This window comes from Bradyrhizobium sp. MI1.7 (assembly GCF_055811795.1).
This window is the reverse complement of record NZ_JBVVPO010000009.1, coordinates 132144-153238: the sequence shown is the minus strand read 5'-3', so window position 1 is coordinate 153238 and position 21095 is coordinate 132144. Positions and strand designations below refer to the sequence as shown.

At 65.2% G+C, this 21095-nt stretch carries 17 protein-coding genes; 8 read left to right on the top strand and 9 right to left on the bottom strand.

Annotated features, from left to right (window positions below; genetic code table 11):
* Nucleotides 1-1116: an FUSC family protein gene (locus AC0L3X_RS12055; RefSeq protein ID WP_063980110.1), complete on the bottom strand. Its 1116-nt coding sequence runs from the start codon at nucleotides 1114-1116 to the stop codon at nucleotides 1-3.
* Between the two features lie 124 nt (nucleotides 1117-1240).
* Here AC0L3X_RS12055 and AC0L3X_RS12050 point away from each other — a divergent pair, with 124 nt between their 5' ends.
* Entirely contained in the window at nucleotides 1241-2608 is a 1368-nt protein-coding gene (locus AC0L3X_RS12050; RefSeq protein ID WP_063980111.1) for an MmgE/PrpD family protein, read from the top strand.
* A 199-nt stretch (nucleotides 2609-2807) separates the two neighbouring features.
* On the opposite strand, the gene AC0L3X_RS12045 is transcribed toward AC0L3X_RS12050, so the two are convergent.
* The 3 genes from AC0L3X_RS12045 to AC0L3X_RS12035 all read right to left on the bottom strand — a co-directional run bounded on the left by AC0L3X_RS12045 (nucleotide 2808) and on the right by AC0L3X_RS12035 (nucleotide 6077).
* On the bottom strand, nucleotides 2808-4235 hold the full coding sequence (locus AC0L3X_RS12045) for a serine hydrolase domain-containing protein (protein ID WP_063980112.1): 1428 nt from the start codon (nucleotides 4233-4235) through the stop codon (nucleotides 2808-2810).
* Nucleotides 4236-4377: 142 nt separating this feature from the next.
* Entirely contained in the window at nucleotides 4378-5442 is a 1065-nt protein-coding gene (locus AC0L3X_RS12040) for a helix-turn-helix domain-containing protein (RefSeq protein ID WP_063985955.1), read from the bottom strand.
* Between the two features lie 62 nt (nucleotides 5443-5504).
* Nucleotides 5505-6077: a GNAT family N-acetyltransferase gene (locus tag AC0L3X_RS12035; RefSeq protein WP_473316416.1), complete on the bottom strand. Its 573-nt coding sequence runs from the start codon at nucleotides 6075-6077 to the stop codon at nucleotides 5505-5507.
* A 64-nt stretch (nucleotides 6078-6141) separates the two neighbouring features.
* On the opposite strand from AC0L3X_RS12035, the gene AC0L3X_RS12030 reads away from it, so the two are divergent.
* From AC0L3X_RS12030 to AC0L3X_RS12020, 3 genes are all read left to right on the top strand, one after another.
* Nucleotides 6142-7059: a pirin family protein gene (locus AC0L3X_RS12030; protein ID WP_354131703.1), complete on the top strand. Its 918-nt coding sequence runs from the start codon at nucleotides 6142-6144 to the stop codon at nucleotides 7057-7059.
* Between the two features lie 78 nt (nucleotides 7060-7137).
* The gene (locus tag AC0L3X_RS12025; protein WP_063985957.1) at nucleotides 7138-8052 is read left to right on the top strand and encodes a phosphoribosylaminoimidazolesuccinocarboxamide synthase; all 915 of its coding nucleotides are present in this window, start codon (nucleotides 7138-7140) and stop codon (nucleotides 8050-8052) included.
* A 352-nt stretch (nucleotides 8053-8404) separates the two neighbouring features.
* Nucleotides 8405-10621: a SulP family inorganic anion transporter gene (locus AC0L3X_RS12020; protein ID WP_063980114.1), complete on the top strand. Its 2217-nt coding sequence runs from the start codon at nucleotides 8405-8407 to the stop codon at nucleotides 10619-10621.
* A 45-nt stretch (nucleotides 10622-10666) separates the two neighbouring features.
* Here AC0L3X_RS12020 and AC0L3X_RS12015 read toward each other — a convergent pair whose 3' ends face one another.
* Nucleotides 10667-11020: a nuclear transport factor 2 family protein gene (locus tag AC0L3X_RS12015; RefSeq protein ID WP_231143724.1), complete on the bottom strand. Its 354-nt coding sequence runs from the start codon at nucleotides 11018-11020 to the stop codon at nucleotides 10667-10669.
* A gap of 8 nt (nucleotides 11021-11028) precedes the next feature.
* Nucleotides 11029-11949, bottom strand: a complete 921-nt coding sequence (locus AC0L3X_RS12010; protein WP_063980116.1) for an NAD(P)H-binding protein — start codon at nucleotides 11947-11949, stop codon at nucleotides 11029-11031.
* Between the two features lie 30 nt (nucleotides 11950-11979).
* Between AC0L3X_RS12010 and AC0L3X_RS12005 the strand changes: the two genes are divergently transcribed.
* Nucleotides 11980-12879 (top strand): helix-turn-helix transcriptional regulator, encoded by a 900-nt coding sequence (locus AC0L3X_RS12005; protein WP_187387847.1) that lies wholly within the window; start codon nucleotides 11980-11982, stop codon nucleotides 12877-12879.
* A gap of 12 nt (nucleotides 12880-12891) precedes the next feature.
* Here the strand turns inward: AC0L3X_RS12005 and AC0L3X_RS12000 are convergent, their stop codons facing one another.
* Complete coding sequence (locus AC0L3X_RS12000) at nucleotides 12892-14385, bottom strand: NAD-dependent succinate-semialdehyde dehydrogenase (RefSeq protein ID WP_063980118.1); 1494 nt, start codon at nucleotides 14383-14385, stop codon at nucleotides 12892-12894.
* 112 nt (nucleotides 14386-14497) lie between these two features.
* Nucleotides 14498-14818: a hypothetical protein gene (locus AC0L3X_RS11995; RefSeq protein ID WP_028150598.1), complete on the bottom strand. Its 321-nt coding sequence runs from the start codon at nucleotides 14816-14818 to the stop codon at nucleotides 14498-14500.
* 347 nt (nucleotides 14819-15165) lie between these two features.
* Between AC0L3X_RS11995 and AC0L3X_RS11990 the strand changes: the two genes are divergently transcribed.
* Together AC0L3X_RS11990 and AC0L3X_RS11985 are read left to right on the top strand one after the other, a co-directional pair.
* Nucleotides 15166-16359 (top strand): serine hydrolase domain-containing protein, encoded by a 1194-nt coding sequence (locus tag AC0L3X_RS11990; RefSeq protein ID WP_231143725.1) that lies wholly within the window; start codon nucleotides 15166-15168, stop codon nucleotides 16357-16359.
* Between the two features lie 193 nt (nucleotides 16360-16552).
* Nucleotides 16553-18247, top strand: a complete 1695-nt coding sequence (locus AC0L3X_RS11985) for an AMP-binding protein (RefSeq protein ID WP_473316415.1) — start codon at nucleotides 16553-16555, stop codon at nucleotides 18245-18247.
* 141 nt (nucleotides 18248-18388) lie between these two features.
* Here the strand turns inward: AC0L3X_RS11985 and AC0L3X_RS11980 are convergent, their stop codons facing one another.
* Nucleotides 18389-19390 (bottom strand): adenosine kinase, encoded by a 1002-nt coding sequence (locus tag AC0L3X_RS11980; RefSeq protein ID WP_063980121.1) that lies wholly within the window; start codon nucleotides 19388-19390, stop codon nucleotides 18389-18391.
* Between the two features lie 125 nt (nucleotides 19391-19515).
* On the opposite strand from AC0L3X_RS11980, the gene murJ reads away from it, so the two are divergent.
* Entirely contained in the window at nucleotides 19516-21066 is a 1551-nt protein-coding gene (gene murJ, locus AC0L3X_RS11975; RefSeq protein WP_063980122.1) for a murein biosynthesis integral membrane protein MurJ, read from the top strand.
* The last annotated feature ends 29 nt before the right edge of the window (nucleotides 21067-21095 follow it).

Here is a 21095-nt window from a genome sequence, read left to right as displayed (position 1 = left end):
TCACTCCGCCACGCGCGCGGACTTGTCGGTCGAAGCCTCTGACCATTCGCCGACGACGCGATCGAGATCGCAGAGATTCTGGTGCATCTGCTCCAGCGAGAAGCCGATGGCAAAGAAGCGCTCGGCGGTGTCGCCGGGCTGGCCGCGGATCAGGCCGTCATGACGGACGGCGGCGACGGCCTCGGCATAATGCTGGAGCGCGACGTGGACCGGATGGATCGCCGGCGCGCCGGCGCCCTCGCGCAGCGCCGCGGCGGCGGAGCGAAGGAATCGCGCGATCACGGTCGAGACTTCCGTCAGCGGGGCTGCAAGCCGCATCTGCACCTCGGCCGGCAGCGGCACCACCGTGGCACGGCCGATCATCACGACGTCATGGCGCAGCCGCAGCACGGTGCGCAGCAGCGGGCCGGTGTCGGGGCCGCTCGACAGTCGCACGGAGCGTTCACGCTCGGCTTCGGCGCCGATCGCGTTCATGCCCACCATTGCCGTGCCGATGCCGTCCTGGATCCGGTGCAGCGCGTCGTTGTCGCGGCCGCGCGTGAGCCCCGCGAGCAGTTCGGTGAAGGCATCCGCGATCAGTTCGAGCAGCGTGGCCGCGCTGGCGCGGATCTGCCGCACGGCGCGGGACGGCAGCACTAGGAATGAGACCAGCAGGCCAGTGATGGCGCCCACCCCGACCTCGCTGACGCGGTCGATCGCCGACGCCAGGGGATCTGAATGATGCATGGTCGGAACCAGCAGCACGATGATCGCGGTCACCGTGGCGGCGTTGAGGCTTGGGTTGATCGCGGCCACGAAGGCGAGCGGCGCGACCGCCAGCACCAGCAGCCCCAACAGGCCCGCCTCGGTGGAATAAGGGATCAGGATCGCGATGGCGCCGCCATAGATGGCGCCGCCGATCGTGCCGAGCACGTAGTCGCGCGTCGCCTTCAGCGAGCGGCCGACGCTCATCTGGGTCACGATCAGCGAGGTCAGCACGGCCCAGAGCGGCAATAGCAGATGCAGCGCGGTGGCGATCGCATAGGCCGCCACTGCGGCCACCGTGACCCGGATCGCCAGCCCCAACTGCGTGCGCCGTGATCGGATCCGGTCGAACATTTGTCTTGCGAATGCCATCGTCGAATGTCCCGGTCCGATCCTCTTGGAGCCTGCCAAAAGCATGGCTGATGCCCGCGGCCCCAAGGCCGCTTGAAAGGCCAAATCAGCCCGCCTAACTTGCGCGCCAAAACGAGGAAACACGATGGCTCACGAAACCGCAACGCTCGCCGCTTATGTCGTCAATCTGAAATACCAGGATATTCCGGCGGAAGTGCTGAATCGCGCCAAGGTGCTGACGCTGGACTTCCTCGGCAGCGCCATCCGGGCCCGCAGCGAGGCGGAATCCACCCCCTCGATCCTGAAGATGCTGGAAGCGCTCGCGCTCGACACCAAGGGCGAGTCCACCGTGTTCGGCGACAGCAAGACCTGGACGCCGGCGGTCGCGGCACTGCTCAACGGCGCGCTCGGCCATTCCCTCGATTTCGACGATACGCACGCGGATTCCTCGCTGCATCCGAGCGCGCCGGTGGTTCCGGCCGCCTTCGCCGTCGGCGAGATGGTCGGCGCGTCGGGCCGCGACGTGCTGACCGCGATCGTCGCGGGCTATGAGGTCTGCTGCCGGCTCGGCAACGCGCTCGACCCGACCTCGCATTACGCGCGCGGCTTCCACCCGACCGCGACCGCCGGCACCTATGGCGCGGCGGCCGCCGCGGGCAAACTGTTCGGCCTGTCCGAGCAACAGATCATCGCCGCCTTCGGCGTCTCCGGCAGCCAGGCCGCGGGCTCGCTGCAATTCCTGGTCAACGGCGCCTGGAACAAGCGCTACCAGGTCGGCGCCGCCGCGATGAATGGCGTGATCGCCGCGACGCTGGCGCGCAACGATTTCGTCGGCGCGAGCGAATCGGTCGAGGGCAAGCACGGCCTGCTCGCCGGCTACACCGACAACGCGCATCCGGACAAGGCGGTCGCCGGGCTCGGCAAGACCTATGAGACGATGAAGATCGGCGTGAAGCCGTATCCGAGCTGCCGCTACACCCATGCGGCGATCGACGCGCTGATCGCGATGCGGCGCGAGCACAATCTGACGCCCGACCAGGTCAAGCGCGTCGAGATCGGCCTGCATCGGAACGGCATCACCTTGACCGGCGATGTCGCGACCAAGCGGCATCCCACCTCGATCGTCGGCGGCCAGTTCTCGATGTTCTTCACCGGTGCGCTCGCGCTCGACCAGGGCTCGTTCGGCTGGGACGATTACAACCGCCTTGGTGACGCCGCCATCGACGCGCTCGCCGACAAGTTCGACGTGGTGCAGGACGATCGGCTCGAGGTCGGCCGCACCCACCCGTTCGGCGCGCGCGTCAGCATCACGACAGACGATGGCGTGCATGAGCGGCTCTATGCCGATCCCTCGGGCGAGCCGAATTCGTTCCCCGACGCGCAGGCGATGCAGCAGAAGTTTCTGACGCTGGCGCGCCCGGTGCTGAACGCGCGCGCGGAGAAGTTTGCGGACGCGATCATGACACTGGAGCGGTTCGACCGCGTGGCGAAAGCCACGGAGCTGGGGAGGTAGGAGCTGCTTACCCTCCCCTGGAGGGGGAGGGTCGGCTCATATAGAGCGCAGCGCGAGCGGGGTGGGGTGAACCCTCCGCACGGGCACTGTTGAATGCGGAGGGACCGTCACCCCACCCCGTCTCATATTTCGCTGCGCTCTATATGAGCCGACCCTCCCCCTCCAGGGGAGGGTAAGAGACAGCGCTCTGCTGCTGTCATCAATCCACCCCCGCCATTTTCCCCTTCTCGCGCGTCACCGCCACCACATCCCGCACCAGATCGAACACGCCATCCGCTTCCGGCGGCCAGTTGGACGAGCGGCCCAGCCGCACGATCACCAGACGCTCCGAGGGAATGATGATCGTGTACTGCCCGATCGTGCCCTTGGCGAAAAACGCATCGCGCGGCCAGCCGTGCTCCACGCGGAAATTCGCGCCAAAGCTGTCGCCCCGGTTGGTCCAGAAGCCGGCGCCGATGCCGACCAAGGCATTCGGCGTGGCTGACGCCGCGTAATTCACCCAGCCCTCGGGGAGGATACGCTTGCCGCCGGCGACGCCGTCATTGAGATAGAGCTGACCGAAGCGCGCCCAGTCGCGCGCGGAGGCCAGCATCTCGCTCGATCCCTCGATCGTGCCGGCGCCGTCGAGCTGGAGCGTGACGTGGCGCATGCCGAGCGGCGCGAACAATTCACGGCGCGCGAAGCGCAGCGCGTCCGCGGGGCTGCCGCCGGAAGCATTGCGGATCAGATGCGCGAGCATGATGGTGTTGCCGTCGTGATAATTCCACACCGCGCCCGGCGCGGTGGCAAGCGGCATGCTCGCGGCATAGGCGGCCATGTCGTCCTCGATGAATTTCATGCGATTGACCGGCTCGAAGGCGGAGCCGAGCGAAGCCTGCAGCGAGCTGCCGAGCGCGAGGCCCGCGGTGTGCCGCAGCAGCTGGTCGACGGTGATGGCGTGGCGCGGATCATCCGGATTTGTCCACGCCGCGACCGGCGCGGGCCCGTCGAGCTTCAGCTTGCCCTGGCGCACGAGAATGCCTGTTAGCGCCGAGATCACCGACTTCGTCATGGAGAAGCCGAGCAGCGGCGTCTCGGGCCCGACACCATCCGCATAACGCTCGGCGATGACGCGGCCTGACTTCATGACGACGATGGCGCGGGTGCGGCGGGCGGGCGGTTGCGCGGGTTCGGTGAAGGCGCGATCGAGTGCGGCCGACAGCTCCGGGCTTTGTGGCGGCACGATCGAGGGTCCCGCGATCTCGGGGAGCAATGCGGGCTGCTTGTCGTCGGCCGGCGGCGCGACGTCGGCGATATCAGCGCCGTGCTCGAGCGTACAGCCCAGCCCCTCGCGATAGACGGCATGGCTACGGCCGAGGCCGAACAGCGTCACGGTGACGTCCTTGCGCACCCGGTCGATCCGGTAGTCCATCGCCCAGGTGATCAGGCCCGAGCCCGGCATCGCGTCGGTGGTCTCGGTGAAGGTGCGCTGCGGATCGAGGCCGGAGATAAATGTCTCGGCGCAGAGGATGTCGGCGAGGAAGCCGGTGGCGACCTGCGGCGCGTTGCGCGCGCGAGCGGCGCCGAATGCGAGGCCAATACAGGCGACGGCGGTGGTCAGGAGGATGATCTTGCGGCGGCGGGTCACGGGCTTTCTCCGGCTGGGGCGTGTGCCGGGAGGAAGCCGGAGTGGGCGGAGGAGTGCTCGCCGGATTTGGAAAATAGACTGGCTGAAACTGAACCGGGCTGGTCGATTCTGGAATTTCGGCGTGATTGGAAAGGGTTAGAACTTACGCCGCACTCACCTTGAGCCGCCGGTATTCCGTCGGCGTCACGCCCGTCACCGCCTTGAAGGCGCGGTTGAAGGGACCGAGCGATTGGAAGCCGGCGTCCATCGCGATGGTGATGACGGGGACCTCGGCCTGGGCGGGATCGGCGAGCGCCGCCTTGGCTTCCTCGATCCGGTGGTTGTTCAGGAACACATTGAAATTGCGGTAGCCGAGCCGCTGGTTGATCAGCCGGCGCAGCCTGTATTCGGGAATTTTCAGCCGGCCCGCCAGCACGCCGATGGTGATGTTCTCCTGGCGATAGACCCGCTCATCCGCCATCAGGCGCATCAGGGCGTCGATCAGCTTCTGGTCGGCGGCTTCATCGGTGGCTGTGGGATGGCTCAGAATGACCGCTGGCGTGACGCCCGCGTTCGCCGGAAACAGGTCCGCACCATCGACGCGCATCATCGCGTAGGCGATGGCCGCAACGACGCAGGCCAGCACGCCGGCATTGATGGTGTTGGCGACATCGCCGACGTCACTGCCGGCAACGGCAATCTGGAGCAGCGCGTTCAGTCCGCCATAGAGCGCGGCGGCGCAGACGATGAAGACGCGGGCACGCCGCCGGCGCTCGACCAGATCCGCCGGCCACGACGCGATCGTCTGCCCTACCGCGAGCGCGATGAAGCCGAGCACGATCAGGTTCACCACGGTGACGGAGAACCGCACATGGCCGCCCGGCGCGATCCAGACGCACCCGGCGAAGCTGAAGGCCGTCACCAGTCCCCAGACCAGCCCATGCCACCAGCGCAGGCGAAAATCGTCGTCGAACAGCGCGCGCGTGAACAGCCAGAACACCACGATATTGCCGGTCGACAGTGCGATCAGCGGCGCATGCCAGGCCGGCACTAGCGACGTCACGCCGACCGAATAGCTCACCGCGTGCGCGGCCGAGCCGAGCGCGAAGGCGGCGCCGAGGCGAGCCGCCAGCACGTTGCGGAAGTCCGAGAACAACGATGCCGCCAACACCAACAGCAGCGCCACGGCGCCGGCGCGAAAGGCAAGTTCGAGATTGGCAAGCAGCATCCGGTCGACCCGATCGCGCACGCACGCGCGTGACGCGAACCTAGTTCAAATCAAAGACCGATTCAATTTCGCCGGGTCCACGCGGCGCGCGACGTGATCCAGGCGTCGGCCGGCTTGCCGAACAGATCGATTTCGCGCTCCTTCCGGACGCCCAGGCTGCGCGCCACGCCCTGCGACGGCGTATTCGTGCTCTCGATACAGTGCATGATCTCGTCGATCTCAAAGCTGTCAAACACCCAGTCGATCGATGCGCTGGCCGCTTCCACCGCATAACCTTTGCCGCGGAAATCCCTGGCGATGCCCCAACCGACCTCGAAGCCGGGCCAGCCCGGCGGGCACCACGGACCAACCCGCCCGATGTAGCTGCCGCTCGATTTCTCCTCGACCGCAAACATGCCGAAGCCGTGGAGCGCCCAGTGTCCGGAGATCACGGCCGCGTTACGCCAGCCGGCAATCTCGGTCGTGACCGGCTTGCCGTCGGCGGCGATGAAGCGGGCGGTGCCGGGGTCGGACAACATCGCGGCATTCGGCGCAATGTCGCTGGCGCGCCATGGCCGCAGGATCAAATGTTCCGTCTCGATTCGGGGGCCTGTGACCTCGAGCAGCCTGGCGCCTGGCTTGAGCGGTGGGATCATCGGTCTTCTCCCGTTCCCGACATTGTTCTGTTACGATCATACCAGCAAGAAACAGGAGACCACCATGAGCTGGCAACCCTCGAACGATCCCGTGCTCGGCGATCCCATGTCCTGCGACGCACTCGATCTCGTCATCGTGCCACGCACCCGCGACCTCGGCGACGGATTCGTGGTGCGGCGCGCGCTGCCGCATGGCAAGCGGCAGATGGTCGGGCCGTTCATCTTCTTCGATCATTTCGGCCCGGTGCAGTTCGTCTCCGGCAAGGGCATGGACGTGCGGCCGCATCCGCATATCGGGCTTGCCACCGTCACCTATCTGTTCGACGGCTCGATCATGCATCGCGACAGCGAGGGCAACGTCCAGGAGATCGCGCCCGGCGCAATGAATCTGATGACCGCCGGCCGCGGCATCGCCCATTCCGAGCGCACCCCGGACGCACAGCGCGCCTCGGGGCAGCAGATGCTGGGCCTGCAAAGCTGGATCGCGCTACCGGCCGGATCCGAAGAGATCGCGCCGTCGTTCCAGCATTACGGCGCGGGCGATCTGCCGATGATTTCCGAGCGCGATTTCACCGCGCGGGTGATCGCGGGCTCCGCGTTCGGCATCACCTCGCCGGTTACGATGGTGTCGCCCTGGTTCTACACCGAGGTCACGGCGGTCGCGGGCGCCAGCGTGCCGCTCGACCCCGACCACGAGGAGCGCGCCATCTACGTCGTCGACGGCGAGGTCGAGATCGCGAACGAGCGGTACGAGGGGCCGCGGCTCCTGATCTTCCGGCCCGGCGACCGCATCACCGTGAAGGCGCTGAAGGCAACGCGCATGATGTTTCTCGGTGGCGATGCATTGGAAGGCCCGCGCCACACCTGGTGGAATTTCGTCTCCTCCAGCAAGGAGCGGATCGAGCAGGCCAAGGAGGACTGGAAAACCGGCCGCTTCGCCGGGGTTCCGCAGGAACATGAGTTCATTCCGCTGCCGGAATAGGCTATCCCGATTTAGGCCGTACCATCCAGTGCGGCCTGAATCCCCTGTCCGAAGGACTTGTCTGCGAAGGCCCTGCCGATGACCGCCATGCTCTCCAGTGACCTGCCCCTACCCAAGATCGGACGCGGCAAGGTGCGCGATATCTACGCCGTCGACGACGACCGCCTGCTGCTCGTCACCACCGACCGCATCAGCGCCTTCGACGTCGTGATGGGCGAGACCATCCCGATGAAGGGCGCGGTGCTGACCCAGATCAGCGCATTCTGGTTCAACGAGCTCGAAGGCGTGGTGCCGCATCACATGATCAGCGCCGACGCCGACGAGATCATTGCCGCCGTGCCGGCCTTGAAGCCGCATCGCGCCGAGATCCTCGGCCGCGCCATGCTGTCGCGCCGCACCACCGTCTTCCCGATCGAATGCGTGATCCGCGGCTATCTCTCGGGATCGGCCTGGAAGGAATATGCCGCCAGCGGCACGCTGGCCGGCGAGAAGCTGAAGGAGGGCCTCGTCGAGAGCGAGAAGCTGGAGCCTTCGATCTTCAGCCCGGCGACCAAGGCCGAGACTGGCCATGACGAGAACATCACCATCGCCAAGATGCGAGAAGTCGTCGGCGACGAGGTCGCCTACACGCTCGAGAGCATGACGCGCGCGGTGTATACGCTCGGCGAGGAGCTCGCCCGCGAGCAGGGCATCATCATCGCCGACACCAAGTTCGAGTTCGGCCGCGACAAGGACGGCCGCATCATCCTGATCGACGAAGTCATGACGCCAGACAGCTCACGCTTCTGGGCGGTCGATGCCTACAAGCCCGGCCAGCCGCAGGCGAGCTTCGACAAGCAGCCTTTGCGCGACTATCTCGACGTCGAGCGCCACGCCGGCCGTTGGAACGGCGACGCGCCGCCGCCCCCGCTGCCCGCCAGCGTCGTGGATGCAACCAGCAAGCGCTATCTCGAAGCTTACAGGCGCGTGACGGGGAAAGAGCTGAAGATCTAAGCCCGGCTGTTTCGTCTCGCTCCGTCATTGCGAGCGAAGCGAAGCAATCCAGAGCTGCTGCTCCTCACCCTGAGGAGCGCGCCCTTTACGCGCGTCTCGAAGGGCGAGGCCACCAGCGGGGCCTTCATCCTTCGAGACGCGCGTTCCGCGCTCCTCAGGATGAGGAACACACAGACTGGATTGCTTCGCTGCGCTCGCAATGACGTGGATGGCCCGCCGCGTGTGATTGGCCGTTCACACGCCAAACCGCCGCAAAACTGTCGGATGTTTCACAGTTACAAGAATCCAGTTGCGCTAAGCCCGTACTCGTCTACGTCTCGGGACGGGACTTTTCAGGGGCGAGCGCAACGGCGTGACCGATCCAGCAATTATTTTCAGCCCGGCTTCGCGATTCAATCCGGCCCTCAAGCGTGCGTTGAATGATATATTGGGCGGAACGGCGGCCAGCGTCCTGACCGTCACCTTCGGGCTGTCCTATTCGCTGCTGATCTTCGCCGGGCCGCTCTCGCCTTACCTGTCCTACGGAATCACGGCGACGTTCGTCAGTTCCGCGGTGCTTGCGGTCGTCATCGGGCTCGGCAGCTCCCTGCCCTTCGCAATTGGTGCCCCCGACAGCTCGACCGCGGCGGTGACAGGAATTCTGGCGGCCTCGGTGGTCGAACGCCTCGAGACGGCGAACCTGTCGACGCCGCTGCTCTCGCCGGTTCTGATCACGCTCGGCCTGTCGACGGTGCTGACGGGATTGGTGCTGTGCGGATTGGGCCTGACGCGGCTTGGCCGCGCCATCCGCTACGTGCCCTATCCCGTCGTCGGCGGCTTCCTCGGCGCCACCGGGCTTCTCATCGCCCTGGGCGCGGTGCGGGTGATCACCAACCACCCGCTCCAGTTCACGACGCTGACGCACTTCGCCAACGGCACCACATTGCTGGAGCTGGGCGCCGCCTGCGCGATGGCGCTGGTGCTGTACCTGACCTGGCATCGCTCGCGCAGCCCGTTCGGACTGCCGATCATCCTGGTCGGTGGCGTGCTCACGGCGCATCTGGCGTTCTGGATCACCGGCGTTTCATTCGATCACGCTCGCGCCCTGGGCTGGACGTTTCAGCCGCCGCCGCAGGCGGTCTTCATGCTGCCCTGGCACACCGACGATCTCGCCCGCTATCCCTGGTTTGCCGTGCCGGACCTGCTCGGCAACGTGGTTGCCGTCATCTTCGTCACGGCCTCCAGCACGCTGTTCAACACCACCGGCATCGAGGTTGCCGTGCATCGCGAGGCCAATCTGGAGCGCGAGCTGAACGTCACCGGCGCCGCCAATATCCTGACCGGCATGCTGGGTGGCTATGCCGGCTGCAGCTCGATCAGCCGCACGATCCTCAATTTCTCCAGCGGCGGCCGCGGACGCTTGTCCGGCCTTACGGTCGCGGCGTTGTCCCTTTTGATGCTTGCCGTCGCGCCCGATCTGCTCGGCTTCATCCCGAAATTCGTCATCGGTGGCCTTCTGCTCTATCTCGGCGCCGACCAGCTCCACAAATGGATCATCGAGTCGCGCAAGCGGCTCTCGAAGCTCGAATATCTCTCGCTGATCGCCATCATCGCGATCATCGTCGCCTGGGGCTTCGTGCCGGGCATCCTGATCGGCGTGATCATCGGCTGCGCGACGTTTGCGTTCAGCGCCGCACGGGTGGAGTCGATCAAGTACAGTTTCGACGGCTCGGAATATCGTTCCTCGCTCGACCGCTCGCGCGACGACCAGGACGTGCTGCTGGCCCATGGCGGCAACATCCAGGGCCTCAACCTGCAGAGCTATCTGTTCTTCGGCTCCGCCAACCGGCTCTACCAGCACGTCAAACAGCTGCTCCAGGAGCGCCCGGAGTGCCGTTATCTGCTGTTCGACTTCAAGCTCGTCACCGGCGTCGACTCCTCGGCCGCCTACAGCTTCGCCCAGATCAAGCGCAGCGCGCATGACCTCGGCGTCGAGCTGATCCTGGTGCATCTGTCGGCGGCGGCCGAGAAGGTGCTGCGCTCCAGCGACTTCGTCGGTGAGGGCGTCACCATCATCGGCGAGCTCGATCATGCGCTGGAATGGTGCGAGAACGAGATCATCTCGCAGCATCAGGGGCGGGAGCAGGAAGAAGCCAGCCTGCGCGACTGGTTCACGGGGATACTCGACAGCGAGGCCGACGCCGACGCGCTGATCCACCGCTGCCAGCGCCTCGAGGTCGAGGCCGGCGACATCATCGTGCAGGCCGGCGACCCCGCCGATTCCATGCATTTCATCCTCGACGGCCGCGTCGGCATCATGGTCCCCGCCGACGACGACCGCACCACGCGCGTGCGCAGCCTGGGGCGCTACACCACGATCGGCGAGATGGGACTGGTGTCGAACACGCCGCGCAGCGCGACGATCCAGGCCGAGGTCGCCAGCGTGCTCTACGTGCTCAACACGCTCCAGTTCGACGCGATCAGGGACGAGGACCCCACGCTCAGCCACAAGCTGCTGACCTATTTCGTGTCGGTCATGGCCGAGCGGCTGACGTTCGCGAACCGGACGATTGCGGTGTTGCGGCGGTGACGGACCTGTAGCCCGGATCGAGCGGAGCGCAATCCGGGCTACACGCTATTGGTCCCGCGGATTTACAAATCCATGAAGCTGCCGAATGCGGTCACCGTCCAACACCGCCATGTCGACGCCTGTGGCGGCAGGTGTTGCGGCTCCGGGCGCAGCCAGCGTCCAGCCGAACAGGATCTGATCGTGATGCGCATTCACGTGACCGGCGAGCGTGAAGCGGAGATCCGGAAGTCTCGCCTGCAAGGCTTGCACCAGGCGCTCGATCGCATCCTTTCCAGCCACCGAGTCATTCGGATCGATATAGACGCACGCGTCGCTGAAGACTCTGTCGATCAGCAACCGGCGCTTCCCGGCATCTCTCTCGTTCCAGACCGCGATGTAGTTCTGGACGAGATTGGTCACCTGTTCACTCATTTTGCTTCCTTCCCTGTCGCAACCATGTCTGCTACTTGCGAAAGTGTGTCGCGAACCATGGTGTCCAGACTGCTCGCGGTGACGCCCAGCAGTTTCTCTGTATCGCCGGCATCGAGCAAAAGCGGCTTTTCGAACAAATAGGCCATCTCGATCCCTTCGCTGAAGCCGATGCCTTCCAGCTCAGCCGGGGCGAGTCGCGACAGGCCAGGAGCGTCGATCTTCAGCGCGGCTGCGAATCTCCGTACCAGTTCGCGCACCGACGCCGACTGCGACGGCACGTGAAAGGCGCGGCCCCATTCTCCAGTGAAGCGCGACGCTGCAACCAGCGTCGTCGCCGTGTCCTTGGTGAAAGACCAGGCATGCGCGGCATCCGGATCGCCGAGGAAGGCAACCGGCTCGTTCCTAAGCAGCGACGGCAACGCCAGCAGGGAAAAATAGGCGACTGCGCCCTCGCCGAGATAATCGCTCGCCCGCACTTCAAGGGCGGGAACGCTCGATCGCAACGCACGCTGCCACATGATGTGCCGGGTCGTGCCCTTTCGGGTGGTCGGGTCCGGCTCCAGGTCCGGCGTGAGAGGGCTCGCAGATCCCGCGCCATAGCCATAGACATTCCCGACCACGAGCAGCCTGGCACCAACCTGCTCGGCCGCCTTGACCGTTCCGTCCATGATCGGAAAGAAGTCGGTCGGCCAACGATGATAGGCCGCCATCGCGCACATGAAGATCGCATCCGCGCCCTTGCTGAGTACCGCCAGCTGTGCAGCATCGGTGGCATCTGACGAAACCGTACGCACATCGCCGGCATTGAGCGATCCGGCATTCCTGCTGGTCAGGATGACACTGTGTCCTTCTTCCGCCAGAAGGCGCGCGGTTTCGCGCCCGACCGGGCCGGCTCCCACAATCACGTAGTGACTCACTTGGCATCCTCATTTGTCGGGAAACGACAGATGAGTTCTTTGACGCCCGCGCCGTTGAAAATCGCGCACGATCCGCCAAATATCGAACACGTTCCGCCAAGATCTGGAGCCTGGCCCATGCGTGCGAGACCGAGTTCGGCGTCAACATCGGCCGGCGCCACCGCTGCGGCCAGGCGAACCGAGCCTGACGCCGTTGCGCTGGAGCCGATCGGCGATCACCGCATCATCATCCACCTCAGCCGGGCGACGCGCTCATTCTGTCTCGAGACCGGGGAGCAGTTTCTACGTCAGGCCGGCGATATCGATGTGGTTCCGTCCGGCGCCATCGGCGGCTTCGTGGCTGAGACGCCCTACCAGTCGCTTCAGATCCGGCTCGCACCAGGCATGCTGGACCATGCAGCATCAAGGAGTCGACAATTGGCAGCCGCCCGGCTCACGCATCATCATATGCTGCGGAATGACCGCATCGTTCTGCTTGGACAGGCTCTCGAAAGCGACGTGAAAGCGGGCTCGCCGAGCGGCCCGTTGTTTGCCGAAAACGTGGGAATGGCCCTGGCGGTCGAATTGATCAACCTGGCGAATGATCCGCCGGGAGAGGCCATCCGCCTCTCGAACGCGCAGCTCCAGAGAGTCCTCGCCTATATCGATGCAAATCTCGACCAGCCGCTCACAATCGACATTCTCAGCCGCGAGGCCGGCGTCAGCAGCTCACATCTGCGTACATGGTTCAAGGCGGCCATGGATGTCACGATTCATCGCTACATCCTGAGAAGGAGAGTGGAGCACGCGCGCCAGCTCCTCCTTCAAGGCGATCGCAAGCTAAGCGATGTTGCCCTCGAAGCGGGCTTTGCCCATCAGTCTCATCTGGCCAAATGGATGCGACGCGAGCTCGGACGCAGTCCGAGCGAACTGCGTCGAAGCAAGGACTGATCGGCGACGGTCTTAAACCCCCGCCATCATCACGTATTTGATCTCGACATATTCTTCCATGCCGTGACGCGAGCCTTCGCGGCCCAGGCCGCTTTCCTTGACGCCGCCGAAGGGCGCGACTTCGGTCGTGATCAGGCCGGTGTTGACGCCGACCATGCCGGATTCCAGCGCTTCGGCGACGCGCCAGACGCGGCCGAGATCGCGGGAGTAGAAGTACGAAGCCAAGCCAAACGGCGAGGCGTTGCACATCGCGATCACATCGGCTTCGTCCTTGAAGCGGATCACCGGCGCGAGCGGGCCAAACGTTTCTTCCTGCGCCACCAGCGAGTCCGACTTGACGTCGGCAAGCACCGTCGGCTCGAAGAAGGAGCGGCCGAGCTCGCTGCGCTTGCCGCCGGTGACGACCTTGGCGCCGCGCTTGACGGCGTCCGCGATGTGGCGCTCGACCTTGTCGACCGCTTTCAAATTGATCAGCGGGCCCTGCGTGACGCCGCTCTCGGTGCCATCGCCGATCTTCATCGCCGCGACCTTCTTCGAGAGCTTCTGCACGAACTCGTCGTAGATCTTGTCCTGGGCGTAGATGCGGTTGGCGCAGACGCAGGTCTGACCCATATTGCGGTATTTCGAGACGATCGCGCCTTCGACCGCGGCATCGATATCGGCATCGTCGAACACCACGAACGGCGCATTGCCGCCGAGCTCGAGGCCGAGCCGCTTCACGCCGACGGCGGCCTGCTGGTAGAGGATCTTGCCGACCGCGGTCGAGCCGGTGAAGCCGACGAAGCGCACCGCCGGGTGCTCGCACAGCACCTTGCCGATCGGCGGCGCGTCACCGGTGATGATGTTGAGCACGCCCTTGGGCACGCCGGCCTTCTCGGCGAGCACGGCCAGCGCCAGCGCCGAGAGCGGCGTCTCGTTGGCGGGCTTCAGCACCACGGTGCAGCCGGCCGCCAGCGCCGGCGAAACCTTGCGGGTAATCATCGAGTTCGGGAAATTCCACGGCGTGATCGCGCCGCAGACGCCGATCGGCTGCTTGATCGCGAGCAGGCGCGCATCGGGCCGCTGCGTCGGGATGGTCTCGCCATAGACGCGACGGGCTTCCTCGGCGAAGAATTCGATATAGGCGGCACCGATATCGACCTCGCCGAGCGCCTCGGAGAGCGGCTTGCCCTGCTCGGAGGTGAGGATCAGCGCGAGATCCTCGCGGTTGGCGATGATCAGCTCGAACCATTTACGCAGGATGTTGGAGCGCTGCTTGGCGGTGTGCTTGGCCCAGGCCGGAAAGGCGCGCTCGGCGGCTTCGACCGCCTTGGTCGTATCGTCCGCACCAAGCTGCGGAACCTTCGCGAGCTCGATGCCGGTCGCAGGATTGTTCACCGCGAAGACCGGCGAGCCGACCCAGGCGCCGTCGATGTAGCAGGCCTCCTTCAGCAACGACGGATCCTTCAACCGGTCGCGCAGATTGGACGTGGCTTGCGGGGCGCGTGCGGCGGCAGTCGGGGTCATGGCATTGTTCCTCGGGGCGCGATCGGATCGGCCCCGAATATAGGGACAGACGGCGCGCAATGCACCGTCCCGCAACGCACATCTGCTGGGAGTTAAAGTGGCAACGGCGCGGTTATGCCGCGCCACTCATATACGTCTCGCGCCGACCGATCATGCGCTCGGCGGCCGCCTTGGCGTCGGCCTTCGAGGACGTCGCGCACGTACGGTATTCGAGATCGGGAACGTCCGAGGTGTCACGGCGCCCGAACCAGGATTTCGAGCCCACCGGCAGCAGCGCCAGCGCCTGCGCCAGATTATCGACAGCGCCGAACGAATAGAGCGCGCCGGTGCCGGCGATCCGGACCTCGTAAATGCCGGGCGAAATCGGCGCCTCGAGATTGTCGCCCCGTCCGGGACGGGGATAGCGCTTCCATTCGCTCCAAGTCGAAATCATCTGAGGTCCCCCTCGCGGTCATGAACGACCGCCAATATTTGCATCAAGTCTTAACGTTGGCCGTCGATTGGCCGCGTGCGGAAACGCCGCAACGCACAAAATGTTTCAAGTGCTTCAAACACGTGAAACATATCGCCAGAGCCTATCCACGGTCACGGTGAGTTGCGGCCATCCACCGCAGATTGTGACGGAGTGTTGCAGTTCAGCCCTCTCTCGTCCTGCGCACGCCACGCACCGTCAAGTCACGACATCGCGACCGGCGCGGGCATCTGGACGCGCTTGCCGCGCGGACCGTGCAGGAGGACAATCATTCGCTTCCAACAATAATCAAACCGGAGGAAACGCGTATGCAAAGCAAAGCCCAGATCGACGAGATCCTGCGCCAGAAGAGCGACGCCAAGGAGATTCCCGGCGTCGTCGCGATCGCCGCCAGCGGCAACGACGTGATCTATCAAAGCGCGTTCGGCAAGCGCGACCTGTCCAAGCCCGATGCGATGACTGACGACAGCGTGTTCTGGATCGCCTCGATGACCAAGGCGGTGACTTCAGCAGGCGCGATGCAGCTGGTCGAGCAGGGCAAGCTGTCGCTGGATGCGCCGATCGGTTCGGTGCTGCCCGACCTCGCCAAGCCGCAGGTGCTCGAAGGTTTTGATGCCAAGGGCGAACCGAAACTGCGGCCGGCGAAGGGCGCGATCACGCTGCGCCAGCTCATGACCCACACCGCTGGTTTTGCTTACAATGTGTGGAACGGCGATCTCGCGGTCTATCTGGAGAAGACCGGAACCCCGAACATCTTCTCCTGCCAGGACGTCGCGCTGAAGACGCCGATCATGTCTGATCCCGGTACGCGCTGGGAATACGGCATCAACATCGACTTCGTCGGCAAGGCAGTGGAAGCCGTGAGCGGCAAGCGGCTCGATGCCTATCTGCGCGACAATCTCTTCACTCCGCTCGGTATGAGCGACACCGGCTTCAAGATCACCGACAACATGCGCCAGCGGCTGGTCGCCACCCATGCTCGCGGCGAGGATGGATCGCTGGCGCCGATCCCGTTCGAGATCGAGCAGAATCCGGAATTTTGCATGGGCGGCGGCGGCCTTTACGGCACTGCCGGCGACTACATCAAGTTCACCCAGATGATCCTCAACAAGGGCCGCGGCAACGGCAACCAGGTGCTGAAGCCCGAGACGGTCGCGCTGATGGGCCAGAACCACATCGGCGATCTCACCATTGGCAAGATGACGACGGTTGCGCCCATGTACACCAACGATGTCGATCTCTTCCCCGACATCGTGAAGAAGTGGGGGCTGTCCTTCCTGATCAATACTGCCAAGACGCCGGAGGGCCGCAGCGCCGGCAGCCTCGCCTGGGCCGGTCTCGCCAACACCTATTTCTGGATCGACCCGGCGCGCGATGTTTCCGGCGTGATCCTGATGCAGGTGTTGCCGTTCGTCGACGCCAAGTGCATCGAGGCCTTCACGGGATTCGAGCGTGGCGTGTATGCCGGGCTCGATGCGGGCAGCGGGAAGAAGGCGGCCTAAGGGAGAGCCGAGCTCTCCCCACACGTCATGGCCGGGCTTGTCCCGGCCATCCACGCCTGACCTTGCTGCACGAAGAACGTGGATGCCCGGGCCTTCGCTGCGCCGAAGCGGCTTCGGCCGCGCAGGCGGGACAAGCCCGGGCATGACGACCGAAAAAGATCGCACTGACTATCTTTGACGAGAGGATTTCGAATTGTCTGATAAAGCCGACAGCTATGTTTGCGGCATCTCGGACACGCCGCTGCTCGGCGAAACCATCGGCCGCAGCCTTGACCGCGCCGTGCGGCGCTGGGGCCATCGCGAGGCGCTGGTCTCGCCTAGCCACGGCGTGCGATGGACCTGGACCGAATTCGCCGAACGGGTCGACGCGCTCGCCGCCGGCTTTCTCGCGCTCGGCCTCGAGCGAGGGCAGCGGATCGGCATCTGGTCGCTGAACCGGCCGGAATGGACGCTGACCCAGTTCGCCGCCGCCAAGGCCGGCCTGATCCTGGTGACGATCAATCCCGCCTACCGCTTGAGCGAGCTGGAGTTCGCGCTGCGCAAGGTCGGCTGCAAGGCGATCGTCACGGCGACCGTGTTCAAGACCAGTCATTACATTGAGATGCTCAACACGCTGCTGCCGGAACTGGCCGGCGCCAAGCCCGGACAACTCAACGCAGCGCGACTGCCGGACTTGCGGATGGTGATCCAGATCGGTGGCCCCGCGGCATCAGGTACGATCCCGTTCGAAGAGGTCGCGCGCATGGGCGGAGCGCAGCATCGCGAGCAGCTCACTGCACTCGGCGCTGCCTTGCAATTCGACGATCCCGTCAACATCCAGTTCACCAGCGGCACCACGGGATCGCCCAAGGGCGTGACGCTGACGCACCACAATATCCTCAACAATGGCTATTTCACGGGACGTGCGATGCACCTGACCGAGCAGGATCGCATCTGCATTCCGGTGCCGCTCTATCACTGCTTCGGCATGGTGATGGGCAACCTCGCCTCCGTCACGCTCGGCACGACGATGGTATATCCCGGCGAGGGCTTCGATCCGCTCGCGACGCTGCGCGCGGTCGAGCAGGAAAAGTGCACGGCGCTGTACGGCGTGCCGACGATGTTCATCGCGGAGCTCGATCACCCCGAATTCCCAAAGTTTGACCTGACATCGCTGCGCACCGGCATCATGGCGGGCTCGCCCTGCCCGATCGAGGTGATGAAGCGCGTCAACACCGAGATGAACATGCGCGAGGTCACCATCGCCTACGGCATGACCGAGACCAGTCCGGTCAGCTTCCAGAGCGCGACGGACGACCCGCTCGAACGGCGTGTCTCTACCGTCGGGCGGATTCATCCGCATGTCGAGGTCAAGGTCGTCGATCTCGAGGGCAGGATCGTCAAGCGCGGCGAACGCGGCGAGCTCTGCACCCGCGGCTACAGCATCATGCTGGGCTATTGGGAGGAGAAGGAAAAGACGGCGGACGTGCTTGATGCCAATGGCTGGATGCACACCGGCGATCTCGCCACCATCGACGACGAGGGCTATTGCAACATCGTCGGCCGCATCAAGGATCTGGTGATCCGCGGCGGCGAGAACCTCTATCCGCGCGAGATCGAGGAATTCCTGTATCGCCACCCCAAGATTCAGGACGTGCAGATTTTTGGCGTGGCCGACACCCGCTATGGCGAGGAGCTCTGCGCCTGGATCCGCGTCAGGCCGGGCGAGACGCTGACGGCCGAAGAGGTTCGCGCGTTCTGCGACGGCCAGATCGCGCACAACAAGATCCCGCGCTATGTGGAGTTCGTCGACGAGTTTCCGATGACCGTGACCGGCAAGATCCAGAAATTCGTGATGCGCGATGCGGTGGAGCAGCGGCTGGGATTGAAGGCGGCGAAGACGGCTTAGGCCGCGAGCCGCAACTGTCATTCCCCGCGAAAACGGGGAATCCAGTACGCCGCGGCGTCTCGATTAAATCACAACCGCCTCTGGAATACTGGATCGCCCGGTCAAGCCGGGCGACGACAGCGCGGTTGGGGCGCGACTTCCTTAAACGGTCAACCCGCGCTGCTGCGCCAGCTCCTTCAGCGACACCTGCGGCCGCGCGCCGATGTGCTGGATCACTTCGGCAGCCGCGAGCGCGCCGAGCTCGCCGCACTGCTTGTGCGCCAGGTTACGCGCGAGACCGTACAGGAAGCCGGCGGCGAAGAGATCACCGGCGCCGGTGGTGTCCACCAGCTTCGCGATCGGCGAGGCCGGCGCGGCGACGGCCTCGGTCGGCGTCACCACCACGCAGCCCTTCTCGCTGCGGGTGACCACGCCGAGCTTGACGTCGTTGCGCAGCTGCTTCAGCGCGGTGTCGAAGTCCGAGGTCGTGTAGAGCGAATGCAGCTCGGATTCGTTGGCGAACACGATGTCGACGGTACCGTTGCGCATCAGCCCGAGGAATTCGTCGCGATAGCGGTCGACGCAGAACGAATCCGACAGCGTCAGCGCCACCTTGCGCTTGGCATCATGCGCGATCTGGGCCGCCTTGACGAAGGCGTCCTTGGCGTTCTTCGGATCCCAGAGATAGCCTTCGAGATAGACGATGCCGGCCGACGCGATCTCGGCCGGATCGATGTCGGCGGGCGACAGGTCCTGTGCGGCACCGAGATAGGTGTTCATGGTGCGCTCGCCGTCATCAGTGACCAGGATGTAGGAACAGCCGGTCGCAGGGCCGTCTTTCGCGGCGGGCGTGTTGAAGGCGACGCCGGCGGCGCGGATGTCGTGGACATAGAGCTTGCCGATCTGGTCGTCCTTGACCTTGCCGACATAGGCCGCGCGTGCCCCGAGGCTGCCGATGCCGACGATGGTGTTGGCGGCCGAGCCGCCCGAGACTTCGGTCGCCGGGCCCATGTCCTTGTAGATGGCGGCGGCCCGCGCCTCGTCGATCAGGGACATGCTGCCCTTGGTCATGGCGTGTTTGGCCAGAAAAGCCTCGTCAGTCCGGACCAGCACGTCGAACAGCGCGTTGCCGATGCCGAGAACGTCATATTTCACGTCAGCCATTCACCTTGATCCTGTTTGGCGGATTGCGATACCCGCGGAAATCCGCTTCCTGTCGGTCTGAAATCTGGCTCGCGGCCTATCACGACCGGCCCCAAGCGGGCAAGCAACGGTATTATGTCGGCGCAATGATCCGCTCTTTCCTGACAGTTTCAACGGGAACACTGGCCTCGCGGCTGCTTGGTTTTGCACGCGATTCGATGATTGCTGCACTGTTGGGCACGGGCGCGGTGGCCGATGCGTTTCTGGCCGCGTTTCAGCTCGTCAATGTGGTTCGGCGACTGCTCAGCGAGGGGGCGCTGAACGCTGCCCTGATCCCGGCCTGGCTACGCGTCCGTGACCGCGACGGCGAAGCGGCCGCTTCCGCCTTCGCCGGACGCGTGCTCGGCACGGTCAGCGCGGCGCTGATCGCGATCTCGATCGTGATTGCGCTGTTGATGCCATTGATCATCACGATCATCGCGCCGGGTTTTCTCGGCAGCGGCACGCTCGATCTTGCCGTCGCGAACGCGCGGCTGATGCTGCCCTATCTCGCCTTCGCCGGACCTGTCACCGTGCTGATGGGGCTGCTCAATGCGCAGGGGCGCTTTGCACTCACAGCATTCTCGCCGCTGCTGTTCAACATCGCGCTGATTGCGGCCATTGCGATGCTGCTCGTCTGGCATGCCGACGCCGGCTTCGCAGCATGGATGCTGGCGGCGACCGTCGGCGTGGCCGGACTGCTGCAATTGCTGATGCTGCTGTCGCAGCGAAGCGCGCGACTGGCGACGCCGCTGCGGATCAGCTTCGACCAGGAGATGCGCGGCTTTTTCGCCAAGGCAATCCCCGGCATGATCGCAAGCTCGGGCCCGCAATGGCTGATGGTCGCGGGCGCGATCATCGCCTCTGCAACGCCCTCCGCCGTGTCCTGGCTCTATTTCGCCAACCGCCTGATCGAGCTGCCGCTCGGTATCGTCGGCGTCGCGATGGGCACGGTGCTGGTGCCGGAGCTGACGCGCGCGGTGCGTAGCGGCGACCGTGACGCCGTGGCGCATGCGGAATCGCGCGCGCTGGAACTGGCGACCGGGCTGGCGCTGCCCGCGACGCTCGGCCTGATCGTTCTGGCCGAACCGATCGTGCGACTGTTGTTCGAGCATGGCGCATTCGGCGCGGACGACAGCACGGCCACCGCACATGCGCTGATGTGGCTGGCGCTGGGCCTGCCGGCGCATGTGCTGATCAAGGCGCTGTCGCCGGCCTACTTTGCCCGCAGCGACACGATGACGCCGCTGCTGGCGACCGCCAAGGGCTTTGTGGTCGCGATCGCCCTCGCTGTCGTGCTCGGACACGTCCTTGGCGCGAGCGGAATCGCTGCCAGCATCGCGGCCGGCGCCTGGAGCAGCGCGATCTCGCTGCTGCGGAAAGGCACCAGCGAGTTCGGCTTCTCGGTCGATGCGGCCGCCCGCAACCGGCTGCCGCGGATCATGCTCGCCGCGGCTGCCATGGGCGCCCTGCTTTGGCTCACGACCGGTCTGACGCCCGCCGAGGCGCATGGGCTGATCCGCTTCATCGTCCTGGGCGTGCAGATCGCAGCCGGAATCGCCGTCTATGGCGTGCTCCTGCAGGTCCTCGGCGCGGCCTCGTGGCGCGAGGCGGCTAACGCGCTGAAGCGCCCGGCCCGGACCGAGTCCGAGGCTTGACGCCATCGAATTACCCTTGACGGGGCAGC

Excerpts from the sequence above, each read along its gene's own strand:
- AC0L3X_RS12040 (WP_063985955.1), bottom strand. The coding sequence starts at position 5,442 with ATGCTGCTTGCCAATCTCGAACTTGCCTTTCGCGCCGGCGCCGTGGCG.
- AC0L3X_RS12030 (WP_354131703.1), top strand. The coding sequence starts at position 6,142 with ATGAGCTGGCAACCCTCGAACGATCCCGTGCTCGGCGATCCCATGTCC.
- AC0L3X_RS11990 (WP_231143725.1), top strand. The coding sequence starts at position 15,166 with ATGCAAAGCAAAGCCCAGATCGACGAGATCCTGCGCCAGAAGAGCGAC.
- AC0L3X_RS12035 (WP_473316416.1), bottom strand. The coding sequence starts at position 6,077 with ATGATCCCACCGCTCAAGCCAGGCGCCAGGCTGCTCGAGGTCACAGGC.
- AC0L3X_RS12000 (WP_063980118.1), bottom strand. The coding sequence starts at position 14,385 with ATGACCCCGACTGCCGCCGCACGCGCCCCGCAAGCCACGTCCAATCTG.
- AC0L3X_RS12005 (WP_187387847.1), top strand. The coding sequence starts at position 11,980 with ATGAGTTCTTTGACGCCCGCGCCGTTGAAAATCGCGCACGATCCGCCA.
- AC0L3X_RS12025 (WP_063985957.1), top strand. The coding sequence starts at position 7,138 with ATGACCGCCATGCTCTCCAGTGACCTGCCCCTACCCAAGATCGGACGC.
- murJ (WP_063980122.1), top strand. The coding sequence starts at position 19,516 with ATGATCCGCTCTTTCCTGACAGTTTCAACGGGAACACTGGCCTCGCGG.
- AC0L3X_RS12050 (WP_063980111.1), top strand. The coding sequence starts at position 1,241 with ATGGCTCACGAAACCGCAACGCTCGCCGCTTATGTCGTCAATCTGAAA.
- AC0L3X_RS11995 (WP_028150598.1), bottom strand. The coding sequence starts at position 14,818 with ATGATTTCGACTTGGAGCGAATGGAAGCGCTATCCCCGTCCCGGACGG.
- AC0L3X_RS11980 (WP_063980121.1), bottom strand. The coding sequence starts at position 19,390 with ATGGCTGACGTGAAATATGACGTTCTCGGCATCGGCAACGCGCTGTTC.
- AC0L3X_RS12055 (WP_063980110.1), bottom strand. The coding sequence starts at position 1,116 with ATGGCATTCGCAAGACAAATGTTCGACCGGATCCGATCACGGCGCACG.